This is a genomic window from Staphylococcus sp. HMSC059F04 (assembly GCF_001812565.1).
GTDB classification, from domain to species: Bacteria; Bacillota; Bacilli; order Staphylococcales; family Staphylococcaceae; genus Staphylococcus; species Staphylococcus lugdunensis.
Genome location: NZ_KV809462.1, coordinates 115,332 through 127,857 on the forward strand (window position 1 = coordinate 115,332; position 12,526 = coordinate 127,857).

At 34.0% G+C, this 12,526-nt stretch carries 14 protein-coding genes; all 14 read left to right on the top strand.

All coding sequences use genetic code 11. The features are described from left to right. Positions 1 to 187 precede the first annotated feature (187 nt). Positions 188 to 829: an O-methyltransferase gene (locus HMPREF2864_RS01020; RefSeq protein ID WP_070544766.1), complete on the top strand. Its 642-nt coding sequence runs from the start codon at positions 188 to 190 to the stop codon at positions 827 to 829. Continuing rightward, positions 826 to 1,749 (top strand): peptidase U32 family protein, encoded by a 924-nt coding sequence (locus tag HMPREF2864_RS01025; protein WP_002458950.1) that lies wholly within the window; start codon positions 826 to 828, stop codon positions 1,747 to 1,749. The genes HMPREF2864_RS01020 and HMPREF2864_RS01025 overlap by 4 nt, the downstream gene beginning before the upstream one ends. Before the next feature lie 11 nt (positions 1,750 to 1,760). After that, a complete protein-coding gene (locus HMPREF2864_RS01030) occupies positions 1,761 to 3,029 on the top strand; it encodes a peptidase U32 family protein (protein ID WP_070544767.1) in 1,269 nt (422 codons plus the stop codon). Next, positions 3,029 to 3,655 carry a uridine kinase gene (udk, locus tag HMPREF2864_RS01035; RefSeq protein WP_002458952.1) on the top strand — a complete coding sequence of 209 codons (627 nt, stop codon included), beginning with the start codon at positions 3,029 to 3,031 and terminating at the stop codon, positions 3,653 to 3,655. The genes HMPREF2864_RS01030 and udk overlap by 1 nt, the downstream gene beginning before the upstream one ends. 24 nt (positions 3,656 to 3,679) lie before the next feature. Next, entirely contained in the window at positions 3,680 to 4,156 is a 477-nt protein-coding gene (gene greA, locus HMPREF2864_RS01040; RefSeq protein ID WP_002458953.1) for a transcription elongation factor GreA, read from the top strand. Between the two features lie 335 nt (positions 4,157 to 4,491). Next, the gene (gene pxpB, locus HMPREF2864_RS01045) at positions 4,492 to 5,223 is read left to right on the top strand and encodes a 5-oxoprolinase subunit PxpB (protein ID WP_002458954.1); all 732 of its coding nucleotides are present in this window, start codon (positions 4,492 to 4,494) and stop codon (positions 5,221 to 5,223) included. Further along, positions 5,213 to 6,217 carry a 5-oxoprolinase subunit C family protein gene (locus HMPREF2864_RS01050; RefSeq protein ID WP_070544768.1) on the top strand — a complete coding sequence of 335 codons (1,005 nt, stop codon included), beginning with the start codon at positions 5,213 to 5,215 and terminating at the stop codon, positions 6,215 to 6,217. Before pxpB ends, HMPREF2864_RS01050 begins: the two co-directional genes overlap by 11 nt. Before the next feature lie 2 nt (positions 6,218 to 6,219). Then, positions 6,220 to 6,663 (top strand): acetyl-CoA carboxylase biotin carboxyl carrier protein, encoded by a 444-nt coding sequence (locus tag HMPREF2864_RS01055; protein WP_002458956.1) that lies wholly within the window; start codon positions 6,220 to 6,222, stop codon positions 6,661 to 6,663. Positions 6,664 to 6,675: 12 nt separating this feature from the next. Further along, positions 6,676 to 8,037: an acetyl-CoA carboxylase biotin carboxylase subunit gene (locus HMPREF2864_RS01060; protein ID WP_002458957.1), complete on the top strand. Its 1,362-nt coding sequence runs from the start codon at positions 6,676 to 6,678 to the stop codon at positions 8,035 to 8,037. Further along, positions 8,037 to 8,792 (top strand): 5-oxoprolinase subunit PxpA, encoded by a 756-nt coding sequence (gene pxpA, locus HMPREF2864_RS01065; RefSeq protein ID WP_002458958.1) that lies wholly within the window; start codon positions 8,037 to 8,039, stop codon positions 8,790 to 8,792. Before HMPREF2864_RS01060 ends, pxpA begins: the two co-directional genes overlap by 1 nt. A 12-nt stretch (positions 8,793 to 8,804) precedes the next feature. Next, positions 8,805 to 10,037, top strand: a complete 1,233-nt coding sequence (locus tag HMPREF2864_RS01070) for an NRAMP family divalent metal transporter (RefSeq protein ID WP_002458959.1) — start codon at positions 8,805 to 8,807, stop codon at positions 10,035 to 10,037. Between the two features lie 145 nt (positions 10,038 to 10,182). Next, the gene (locus tag HMPREF2864_RS01075; RefSeq protein WP_002458960.1) at positions 10,183 to 10,869 is read left to right on the top strand and encodes a 5'-methylthioadenosine/adenosylhomocysteine nucleosidase; all 687 of its coding nucleotides are present in this window, start codon (positions 10,183 to 10,185) and stop codon (positions 10,867 to 10,869) included. Positions 10,870 to 10,891: 22 nt separating this feature from the next. Further along, positions 10,892 to 11,419, top strand: coding sequence for a YqeG family HAD IIIA-type phosphatase (locus HMPREF2864_RS01080; protein WP_002458961.1), 528 nt, complete (start codon positions 10,892 to 10,894; stop codon positions 11,417 to 11,419). Continuing rightward, positions 11,420 to 12,520, top strand: a complete 1,101-nt coding sequence (yqeH, locus tag HMPREF2864_RS01085; protein ID WP_070544769.1) for a ribosome biogenesis GTPase YqeH — start codon at positions 11,420 to 11,422, stop codon at positions 12,518 to 12,520. Positions 12,521 to 12,526 lie beyond the last annotated feature (6 nt).

Here is a 12,526-nt window from a genome sequence, read left to right on the forward strand (position 1 = left end):
TAGCACTTAATTTAATGCATAATTTATGATAAAATATGTAAAGTTAATTTCGTATTTGCTAAGTACACAGCAATCAAAATAATCCAATCAGTCAGTTTATTTGATCCTACACGTAATTAATCAATAACCACGACTGATTGATTTTTATTTTGATTATTTATAACTTTTTAAGAAGGAAGTAACGTCTATGGAGGACAATGAACGCTATTTAGTAGATTTACATAAGCATTTAGATAATCCTATTGAACGGCTCAGACCATATGCAATTGAGCATGCTGTGCCAATCGTCGACCGCTTAACACTTGATTTGATAAAACAGTTAATTAGAATCCACAAACCACAGTCAATTCTAGAAATTGGAACAGCGATAGGATATAGTTCAATGCAATTTGCATCAGTTGATTCAAACATACATATCACAACGATTGAACGTAATGATGATATGTTTCAACAAGCCCAACACAATGTTAAAACATTTGGCTACGAATCACAGATTGACATTATAAAAGGCGACGCACTGGAACAATTTACTCAGCTGAAAAATAAAAATTTCGATATGATATTCATTGATGCAGCGAAAGCACAATCACGTAAATTTTTTGAACTTTATACACCATTATTAAATGATGGGGGTATAGTAATTACAGATAATGTCCTTTACCATGGTTTTGTTGCAGACATATCAATTGTACGTTCACGAAATGTCAAACAGATGGTTAAAAAAGTACAACAATATAATGAATGGCTCATGTCACAATCAAATTATTCTACTAATTTTGTCAATATAGATGATGGACTAGCAATTTCTATCAAAGGAGAATCAGAATGACTGAATTACTTGTAACACCAAAATCAGTTGCGCATTTAAAAACACTTATTGATTTTGGTGCAGATGCGTTTGTCATTGGCGAACAAAAATTCGGATTACGCTTAGCCGGTGAATTTAAACGTACCGATATGAAAAAAGCTGTGGAAATAGCCCACAAACATAATAAAAAAGTTTATGCTGCTGTTAACGGTATATTTCATAATTATCATTTGGAGGCACTTGAAGACTATATAACATTTTTACATGAAATCAATGTAGATCGTATTATATTTGGAGATCCTGCCGTTGTTATGTACGTCAAAGCTCAACCACATCCAATTGCATTAAATTGGGATGCTGAAGCATTAGTAACAAATCATTTTCAATGTAACTACTGGGGACAAAGAGGTGCGAAACGTGCCGTTCTTGCTCGTGAATTAAGCTTAGAAGAAATAATCAATATTAAAGAGCAATCAGATGTTGAAATTGAAGTGCAAGTTCATGGCATGACTTGCATGTTTCAATCGAAAAGAATGTTGCTAGGTAATTATTACACATTCCAAGATAGACAAATGAAAATAGAGCGTCAACAGGATGAACAGTACTTATTATTATATGATGAAGAAAGAGATAATAAATATCCTGTTTTTGAAGATTACAATGGTACACATATAATGTCTCCAAATGATATTTGTTTAATTGAAGAATTAGAACCATTATTTAGTGCAGGAATTGATTCGTTTAAGATAGATGGTATCTTGCAAACTGAAGAATATATTAATGTAACAACACGTCAATATCGCGAGGCTATTGATTTATATAATGATGATCCTGAAACCTATGAGGATGAAAAATTCATGCTTGTTGATCCAATTGAAGATATACAGCCAGCACATCGTCCTTTTGATGAAGGTTTCTTATTTAAACAAACCGTATATTAGGAGGCTTAATCATGCAAATTTTAGAAAAAGCATCACCATCACAACAAACTAAAATGAAAAAGCCTGAACTACTTGCTCCTGCTGGAAATTTAGAAAAGTTAAAAATAGCTGTACATTACGGCGCAGATGCAGTATTTTTAGGCGGTCAAGAATATGGATTACGTTCAAATGCCGATAATTTTACTATGGAAGAAATTGCTGAGGGTGTCCAATTTGCTAATACTTACGGCGCAAAAATCTATGTTACTACCAATATCATTGCACATGATGAGAATATCCCAGGCTTAGAAGCATATTTAATACAATTACAAGCTACAGGAGCTACGGGAATTATTGTAGCAGATCCTCTAATCATTGAAACATGCAAACGTGTTGCACCTAACTTAGAGATACATCTATCTACTCAGCAGTCTCTAACAAATTATAAGGCGGTAGAATACTGGAAAGAAGAAGGATTAAACCGTGTTGTGTTAGCTAGAGAAACTGGTGCCATGGAAATGAAGGAAATGAAAGAAAAGGTTGACATAGAAATAGAAGCATTTATTCATGGTGCCATGTGTATTGCATACTCTGGTCGTTGCACACTTAGCAATCATATGACAGCTCGAGACTCAAATCGTGGTGGCTGTTGCCAAAGTTGTCGATGGGATTACGATTTATTATCCATTGATCAAGATGGCGATTTAGATATGTATTATCAACAAGGTGATATCATACCTTTTGCTATGAGTCCCAAAGATTTAAAATTAATAGAAGCCATTCCTAAAATGATGGATATCGGCGTTGATTCATTAAAAATAGAAGGCCGTATGAAATCTATTCACTATATAGCTACAGTTGTATCAGTTTACCGTAAAGTCATCGATGCTTATGCTGAAGATCCAGCAAATTTCAAAATTGACCCTGAATGGCTAATAGAATTAGATAAATGTGCCAATCGTGATACAGCTCCTGCTTTCTTCGAGGGGACACCAGGTTATGAAGAGCAAATGTTTGGTATGCAACAATCCAAAAAATCACCATATGATTTTTGCGGTTTAGTTCTTGAATATGATGCAAATACACACATCGCCACGATACAACAACGTAATAATTTTAAACCTGGACAAGAAATTGAATTTTTCGGACCTGAAATTAATAGCTTTAAACAAGTTATTCATGCAATTTATGATGAAGAAGGGAATTCTTTGGATGCTGCAAGACATCCACTACAAATTGTACAAATTAAAGTTGACCACCCAATCTACCCAAATAATATGATGAGAAAGGAAATTAGCTAATGTCTCAAACAACGATTATCGGTATTGCTGGTGGCTCAGGCTCAGGTAAAACCACCGTAACTAATGAAATTATGAAAAATTTAGCAGGTCATAGTGTTGCTTTATTGGCCCAAGACTATTATTATAAAGACCAATCCCACCTCACGTTTGAAGAACGGTTAGAAACAAATTATGACCATCCTTTTGCCTTTGATAACGATTTATTAATAAAAAATTTAAAGGATTTAAAAAATGGTCAATCAGTAGAAGTGCCTACTTATGACTATGCAAATCATACTAGAAGTGATGAAACCATTGCATTTGAACCAAAAGATGTTATTATCGTAGAAGGTATCTTTGCTTTAGAAAACAAAACACTACGTGATATGATGGATGTTAAAATATATGTTGATACGGATGCAGACATTAGAATCTTAAGAAGATTGATAAGAGATACTAAAGAGCGCGGACGGTCAATGGAATCTGTAATTAATCAATACTTGAATGTAGTTAAGCCGATGCATAATCAATTTATCGAACCTACTAAAAAGTATGCAGATATTATTATTCCTGAAGGTGGTAGTAACAAAGTTGCTATCGATATTATGACAACCAAAATACAAACACTTGTAAGTAAACAAGAGTAATATCAAGAAAAGGAAGATGACGTAATGGAAAATCAAAAACAATATCCTATGACACAAGAAGGATATGACAATTTAGAACAAGAGTTAGAAGAACTTAAGACAGTTAAAAGACCTGAAGTTGTAGAAAAAATCAAAGTAGCACGTTCTTTTGGAGATCTATCTGAGAACTCTGAGTATGACGCTGCAAAAGACGAACAAGGGTTTATTGAACAAGATATTCAACGTATAGAACATATGCTAAGATACGCACTTATTATCGAAGACACAGGCGATAATAACGTCGTACAAATCGGGAAAACTGTCACATTTGTAGAATTACCTGGTGATGAAGAAGAAAGCTACCAAATCGTTGGTTCTGCAGAAGCCGACGCATTTAAAGGGAAAATTTCAAACGAATCTCCAATGGCGAAATCTCTTATTGGCAAAGGATTAAACGATGAAGTTCGAGTACAGCTACCTAACGGTGGTGAAATCAGAGTTAAGATTGTAGATATTAAATAAGACAATATCCTCATTAATAAGCTATATAGTAAAAACCAGTTTAGCATTCTGCTTACTGGTTTTTTATTTATAGTATTTTTATATTGTGCCACATACTTTTGTTAAACTTGTTTTCTCCATGACAATTAATTACAAGTATGATTTAATTGAATATGTACAACTTTTTAAAGTAGAATCAACCGATCTACAAAGCGTAATATTTATTACTTATCGCTTTTAATTACAAATGATTATTAAACAGACAGATAAGATAAATGATATAACTCTTATTGAATTAGTCATTTATAATTTTATTTGTCTATGTTTCTATTTTTTTATACAAAGGGGGGTAGAAAATGGAAGCAACTATCATTAACGAACAAACCTTAATGATTTATTTCAAAAACGAAATTAGTGAAGACACATATAATCAAATTATTTATACAACTCAATACATTAAAAATAAAAACTTGCAAGCTATCAATGAAATTATTCCATCTTATAGAGCCATCATGGTTACTTTTGACCAACATAAAATTGATATCGATGAGTTGATTCAACAACTTCAACTTGATTCTATTAATTATAAGCACATTGATAAAACATCTAATAATAAAGTTGTACATATTCCCGTCTTATATGGTTCAGATGTAGGTCCAGATTTATCTGAAGTAGCAAAGTATAACGGACTTACCTCTGAAGAAGTAATAGAGATACATACAAGTAAACAATATTTAATTTATATGCTTGGCTTTATGCCTGGCTTCCCATACTTGGGTGGTTTAGATTCACGCATACATATGCCTAGACGCTCTGAACCTCGAGTACGTATTGCTGCAGGCTCAGTTGGAATTGCTAATAATCAAACTGGCTTATATCCTCTAGACTCACCAGGAGGTTGGCAAATTATTGGTCGTACGCCTATTAGAGTATTTAATAAAGATGATCAGCCTATGACGCTTTATCAAGCTGGTGATAAAATAAAATTTTATGCCATCGATCAACATACTTATCAACAAATTCAAGATGACATTGATAAGGGATGCTTTAATAAAGAAAAGTGGGTGACAATTCGTAATGGGAATTAAAATTATACAACCTGGTTTATTTTCAACTATACAAGATTTAGGACGTACAGGATTTCAACATCTTGGTATTTCAAGCGCTGGTGCCATAGATCAATATAGCTATCTTATTGGACAAACATTAATCCAGCAAGATGGGCCTGCAATCGAATTTACAATCATTGGCCCTAAAATTGAATTCTCCAGCGAAAATTCATTTGTTTTAACAGGGGCTATTTTTGCAGCCAAATTAAATGGCACTGCTGTAAACCAAAATGTGGTTGTACAAGCAAATAAAGGAGATATTTTAGAAATTGGTCCTGTTCAACAAGGTGCTAGGGGGTATATATTTTTTGGTCAACCACTTGATATACCAATCGTAGCAAATAGCTATGCAACTCATACTAGAACACAAATGGGCGGTTTTTATGGACGTACATTGAAGAAAAACGATAGCATTCCTGTTGTTACAAATCAATCTTATAAACAACAATTGGGCAAAACTATTGAATTCAATGCAGTACCAGAAGATAATATCGTTCATATCATCAAAGGACCTCAATATGATGCATTTTCTGCAGAATGTCATGAACAACTAACAGCACAAGTATATGAGATATCAGATAGTTCTGACAGAATGGGCATTCGACTTAAAGGAACGCCTATACCGCCTATAGAAAGTGCGGATATCATTTCAGAGCCCGTTGCATTAGGCAGTATTCAAGTTCCTAATGATGGTCACCCCATCATATTATTACACGATAGACAGACCGTAGGAGGTTACACTAAGATTGCTAGTGTTTCCCAAGCCGATATACATAAACTGGCTCAATTTAAACCAGGAGAAGAAATTCTATTCAAATGGATAACGATTGAACAAGCAATCAAAAATTTAAAACATTTTGAGCAAGTCTTTAGTTCAACAATAAATGAAATAGAATCAACTCCAAAATTCGAACTCAAGCATTTACGTCCGACATCAAAAAAAACAGCTCAATTAATTAGGGAGGAACAGTAAAAATGAATTTAGATAAGATAGAACAAATAATAGATTTAGTTAAAAAGAATGAAGTTAAAAAATTTAAATATAAAGATTTTGAACATGAAATAGAATTAGATTTTACAGAAGATGTTTCACCCGTAAGTGCTAATAAAAATGATATACAAACAACTTCTACAAATCATAGCGATTCAAATAAACAAGACGAAGCAAATCCTAAAGAAGAAACGCAACAAATCAAAGCTTCAATGGTAGGTACATTCTTTTTGCAAGATAGTAAAGAATTAACTCAACCAGTTGTACAAGTGGGTGATAAAATTCAAGAAGGAGACATTGTAGGTTATATTGAAGCGATGAAAGTGATGAACGAGGTTACAAGTGATGTATCAGGAGAAATTGTTGAAATTTTAGTTGATCACGGTACAAATGTGGAATATGACCAAGCATTGATACAAATAAAATAAGGGGGGCTAGCTATGTATCGTTGTTTAATTGCAAATAGAGGAGAAATCGCTGTGCGTATCATTCGTGCTTGTCGCGAATTAGGAATAGAAACCGTAGCGATATATGCTAAAGGTGATGAAGCTAGTCTTCATGTAAGCTTAGCTGACCAGGCAATTTGTATTGGTGAAGCAAATCCACTTGATAGTTATTTAAATATCGAACGTATTATCGGTGCTGCAGAATTATCCGGGGCTAATGCAATTCACCCAGGTTATGGCTTCTTATCAGAAAGCACAACATTTGCTGAAAAAGTTGAAGAAAACGACATTCATTTTATTGGTCCAAATAAAAAAACTATGGAGTTAATGGGAGATAAGATAACCGCTCGACAAACAGTTGATGCTGCTGGCGTACCTGTAATTCCGGGATCGAAAGACGCAGTTAACAATGTATCAGAAATTGAAAAGTTAGCTGAAGATATCGGATATCCTGTTGTTTTAAAGGCTGCTAGTGGCGGTGGTGGTAAAGGAATTAGAATTGTTAAAGATCCAGCTGATTTAGAAAAGTCTTTAAAAGAAGCTCAAAGTGAAGGACAAAAGTATTTCAACGATAGCCGTGTATATGTAGAGGCCTTTATACCTGTAGCAAAACATGTTGAAGTTCAAGTCATTGGTGATGGCAAAGATAATTATGTACATTTAGGAGAAAGAGACTGCTCAGTTCAACGAAAAAATCAAAAGCTAATAGAAGAGTCACCATGTGCGGCACTTACTGAAGAACGCCGAGAAAAAATTTGTAATGATGCTGTTAAAGTAGCTAGAGCCTCAAAATATAGAAGTGCAGGTACAATCGAATTCTTAGTTACTGAAGATGCGCATTATTTTATTGAAATGAATGCGCGAATTCAAGTTGAACATACCGTCACAGAAATGAGAACTGATCGTGATTTATTAACTGCACAATTATACTTGTTAATGCATGATAAGTTACCATTTGCACAACAAGACATCACATTTAATGGTCATGTCATTGAAGCGCGCATCAATGCTGAAAATCCTGAGAAAAAATTTCAACCATGTCCTGGCGTAGTGAAACGTTTACATCTACCACAAGGATTTAATGTCAGAGTAGATTCACTACTTTATTCGGGTTATCAAGTTTCACCTTACTATGATTCTCTAGTAGCAAAGGTCATCGTTAAATCTGAAAACAGAGCGAGCGCCATCAATAAACTCAAAGTAACTTTGGATGAAATGGTCATTGATGGATTTACAACGACAGCTGATTTCTTATATGCTGTCCTTAGCTACCCATTATATGCTGATGGCGATGCAAGTGAAGTAGATATTAAATTCTTAGAAAAACATCAAATCGTAAAAGGGGTGACTTTGTAATGGTAACCGTCGATTTAAATTGTGATCTAGGTGAAGCCTATGGAAATTATTCATTTGGTAATGACGAAGCAATTATTCCGCTCATTACCTCAGCTAATATCGCTTGTGGTTTTCATGCTGGAGATGAAAATGTACTTAATGAAACCGTTAAATTAGCAGTTAAACACCAAATTAAGATAGGTGCACATCCTGGATTTCCAGATTTGAAAGGGTTTGGAAGACGTAAAATGGCGCTCTCTTATCAAGAAATTTATAATGCAATTATCTATCAACTCGGTGCTTTGAATGGATTTTGTAAATTATATAATACTAAAATTCATCATGTAAAACCGCATGGTGCCCTTTACAATATGGGGGCTATTGATAGTACAGTTGCTCAAGCTATAGCGCAAGCTGTATATGATTTTGATTCAGAACTCATTTTAGTTGGTTTAGCTAATACATTACTGATTTCTGAAGCAGAAAAAATTGGTTTACACGCAGCTTCTGAAGTTTTTGCTGATCGCCGATACGAGAATAATGGTCAATTGGTCAATCGTCGTGAAAATGATGCGGTGATAACTGATACTGACGAAGCATTACAACAAGTCATAAAAATGGTTAAAGAAAATAAAGTGACCTCAAGAGATGGAAAAGATATTACGTTACAGGCAGATACGATTTGTGTGCACGGCGATAGTGCACATGCACTAGATTTTGTATCTCAAATAAGAAAGACATTAACGAAAGAAGGCATTGATATTCAATCATTATAGGGGGTAAATTATATGGGAGAAAAACTAAATAAAAAGGAAAAAGATTTTACTTTTACTAAAGGTCACAGGCGCTTACTTTATGGATCAGTTTTCTTAATGGCTACGTCTGCCATAGGTCCAGCCTTTTTAACTCAAACAGCAGTATTCACAGCAGAGTTTTATGCAAGCTTTGCCTTTGCAATATTGATTTCTATTCTCATCGATATAGGTGCACAAATCAATATTTGGCGAGTATTAGTAGTTACTGGATTACGTGGTCAAGAGGTGTCTAATAAAGTTTTACCTGGTTTAGGTACAATCGTGTCAATATTAATAGCTTTTGGCGGTTTAGCCTTCAACATTGGTAATATCGCTGGGGCTGGACTTGGTTTAAATGCAATGTTTGGCTTAGATATCAAATGGGGTGCCGCAATTACTGCAGTTTTCTCAATTTTAATTTTTGTTAGCAGAAGTGGTCAAAAAATCATGGATGTCGTATCAATGATACTTGGTGTCGTTATGATTGTTGTAGTTGCTTGGGTTATGGTAGTATCTAATCCACCTTATGGCGATGCAGTAGTACATATGGTTACGCCTGAACATCCACTTAAATTGATTTTACCAATTATAACTTTAGTTGGCGGTACAGTAGGCGGCTATATTACCTTTGCTGGTGCACATAGAATTTTAGATTCAGGCATGAAGGGTAAAGAATATTTACCATTTGTTAACCGTTCTGCAATAGCTGGTATTTTAACAACAGGCGTCATGAGAACATTGCTATTTCTAGCTGTATTAGGTGTTGTTATTACAGGTGTGACTTTAAGCGCAGACAATCCACCAGCTTCTGTATTTGAACATGCTCTAGGACCTATTGGTAAAAATATATTCGGTGTTGTCATTTTTGCAGCTGCTATGTCATCAGTTATCGGTTCTGCATATACAAGTGCAACATTCTTAAAAACACTTCATAAATCACTGTTTAATAAAAATAATTTGATTGTCATAACATTTATAGTAATATCTACACTGATTTTCTTATTTATCGGCAAACCAGTTAGCTTACTTATTATTGCTGGGGCTATCAACGGTTGGATTTTGCCAATTACTTTAGGTGCCATACTTATCGCAAGCAAAAAGAAATCGGTTGTAGGAGACTATAAACACCCAACTTGGATGTTGTTATTTGGTATAGTTGCAGTTATTGTGACAATTGTAACAGCTATCTTTTCACTTCAAGACTTAGCTGCACTATGGCATAGTTAACAATGAGCTTAATAAAAAAAGATTCTCTATTTAATAGAGAGTCTTTTTTATTATGTATTATAATAAACTTTATTCTTGTGTATCGTGGTAAAGGCTAAAATATGATAGAATAACATTTGCTAAGAAATATAAATGAGGTGGATTTATGATTGGCATTATAGGTGCTATGGAAGAAGAAATTACAATTTTAAAAGAAAAATTAATAAATACACAATATCATACGATTGCTCATGTTGAATTTTATCAAGGAAAATTAAATGACGTCGATGTTGTACTTACACGAAGTGGCATTGGTAAAGTCAATGCAGCTATTTCTACTACGCTGCTCATTCAACAATTTAAACCTGAAATGATAATTAATACCGGTTCAGCAGGCGCTCTAGATGAAGACTTATCAATAGGTGATGTCGTAGTAAGTGACAGCGTTATTTATCATGACGTAGATGCAACAGCTTTTGGCTATCAGTATGGTCAAGTACCACAAATGCCACTCCATTTTGAAGCTGATAAACATTTACTTGATAATGTGTTAGTTGTTTTAAAAGCACAGTCTTTAAATGCAAAAGTTGGACTTATTGTTAGTGGTGATAGCTTTATCGGAAGCACAGACCAACGCCTTTTGATTAAAGAAAGATTTCCGCAAGCGTTAGCAGTTGAAATGGAAGCCACTGCCATAGCACAAACATGCCATCAGTTTAAACAACCATTTATTATCACACGAGCAATCTCAGATTTGGCAAACGGCAACGCCGATATCACATTTGAACAATTTATTGAACAAGCTGCCGTGTCTTCTAGTAAAACAGTTGAACGTTTAATTAAACAAATATAAATATAATTTAAAGGTGAAAATTATGGGTATTATAAAAAAATATTTTATGCCGAATTCATACGTGAAATCGGTATTTGAAATTGATATAGATAAACTTGCAAAATCCGGAGTTAAAGGTATTATTACAGATTTAGATAATACACTAGTAGGCTGGGATGTAAAAACACCTACTATAGAAATCAAAGAGTGGTTTAGAAAAGCAAGTGAAGCTGGAATTACAATCACTATTGTTTCAAACAACAATGAGCAACGTGTTGCTAGTTTTTCAAAAGATTTAGATGTTGATTTTATTTTTAAAGCTCGTAAACCAATGGGTAAAGCATTTAAAAAGGCATTAAAGTATATGAATATACAAGCCGAAGAAGCTGTAGTTGTCGGCGATCAAATGTTGACTGATGTCTTTGGTGGCAATCGCAATGGTTTGTATACAATCATGGTAGTTCCAGTGAAACGAACAGATGGATTTATAACTAAATTTAATAGAATTATCGAAAGACGACTCTTAAACCACTTCAAAAATAAGGGCTATATCTCATGGGAGGAAAATTGATTGACTGAGACTTTAAAATGTATTGGTTGCGGTGCACCATTGCAATCCGAAAATAAAAACGCGCCTGGTTATGTACCAGAACACAATTTATTTCGCGAAGATGTAATTTGTCGACGATGCTTTAGATTGAAAAACTATAATGAAGTACAAGATGTAGGAATGGATAGTGAAGATTTTTTAAATTTATTAAATGGTCTATCTGATCGCTCGGGTATCATTGTTAATGTTGTAGATATTTTTGATTTTGAGGGATCTTTTATTAATGCCTTAAAACGCATTGTAGGTAATAAAAAAATCATACTCGTTGCTAATAAATTAGACTTATTGCCGAAACAAATTAATCATCGTCGTGTGAAAGAATGGTTAAAACGCTCAGCAAAAAAATATGGTTTAGAAGCTGAAGAAGTTGTGCTAATTTCTGCTGAAAAAGGGTGGGGAATTGAAGACTTATTAACAGCTATTAATCAAAACCGTGACCATGATGATGTTTATATTGTAGGTACGACAAATGTGGGTAAATCGACACTAATTAATAAATTAATTGAGTTAAGTGTTGGTGAAAAGGATGTTGTTACAACTTCTAGGTTCCCAGGCACAACATTAGATATGATTGATATTCCATTAGATGAAACATCATTTATGTATGATACACCTGGCATTATTCAAGAACATCAAATGACACATTTAGTTACTGAAAAAGAATTGAAAACGATTATACCCAAAAAAGAAATTAAACAACGTGTATACCAATTAAATGAATCACAAACATTATTTTTAGGGGGACTCGCTCGAATTGATTATGTTTCAGGTGGAAAAAGACCACTCATTTGCTTCTTTTCAAATGATTTAAATATACACCGCACTAAAACAGAAAAAGCCAATGAGTTATGGAAAAACCAATTAGGTAATTTACTTACACCCCCAAATAATGTTTCAAATTTCAATCTGAAAGATATAAAGGCTGTGCGCTTAGAAACAGGAAAAGAAAAACGAGACATTATGATATCTGGGTTAGGTTTTATTACGATTGATTCAGGTGCCAAAGTCATTGTCAGAGTACCCAAAAACGTCGATGTAGTGTTAAGAAATTCAATTTTATAAGGTGTG

Bases quoted from the DNA above. Each gene is read 5' to 3' on its own strand.
- HMPREF2864_RS01020 (WP_070544766.1), top strand. From the start codon at position 188: ATGGAGGACAATGAACGCTATTTAGTAGATTTACATAAGCATTTAGAT.
- HMPREF2864_RS01025 (WP_002458950.1), top strand. From the start codon at position 826: ATGACTGAATTACTTGTAACACCAAAATCAGTTGCGCATTTAAAAACA.
- HMPREF2864_RS01030 (WP_070544767.1), top strand. From the start codon at position 1,761: ATGCAAATTTTAGAAAAAGCATCACCATCACAACAAACTAAAATGAAA.
- udk (WP_002458952.1), top strand. From the start codon at position 3,029: ATGTCTCAAACAACGATTATCGGTATTGCTGGTGGCTCAGGCTCAGGT.
- greA (WP_002458953.1), top strand. From the start codon at position 3,680: ATGGAAAATCAAAAACAATATCCTATGACACAAGAAGGATATGACAAT.
- pxpB (WP_002458954.1), top strand. From the start codon at position 4,492: ATGGAAGCAACTATCATTAACGAACAAACCTTAATGATTTATTTCAAA.
- HMPREF2864_RS01050 (WP_070544768.1), top strand. From the start codon at position 5,213: ATGGGAATTAAAATTATACAACCTGGTTTATTTTCAACTATACAAGAT.
- HMPREF2864_RS01055 (WP_002458956.1), top strand. From the start codon at position 6,220: ATGAATTTAGATAAGATAGAACAAATAATAGATTTAGTTAAAAAGAAT.
- HMPREF2864_RS01060 (WP_002458957.1), top strand. From the start codon at position 6,676: ATGTATCGTTGTTTAATTGCAAATAGAGGAGAAATCGCTGTGCGTATC.
- pxpA (WP_002458958.1), top strand. From the start codon at position 8,037: ATGGTAACCGTCGATTTAAATTGTGATCTAGGTGAAGCCTATGGAAAT.
- HMPREF2864_RS01070 (WP_002458959.1), top strand. From the start codon at position 8,805: ATGGGAGAAAAACTAAATAAAAAGGAAAAAGATTTTACTTTTACTAAA.
- HMPREF2864_RS01075 (WP_002458960.1), top strand. From the start codon at position 10,183: ATGATTGGCATTATAGGTGCTATGGAAGAAGAAATTACAATTTTAAAA.
- HMPREF2864_RS01080 (WP_002458961.1), top strand. From the start codon at position 10,892: ATGGGTATTATAAAAAAATATTTTATGCCGAATTCATACGTGAAATCG.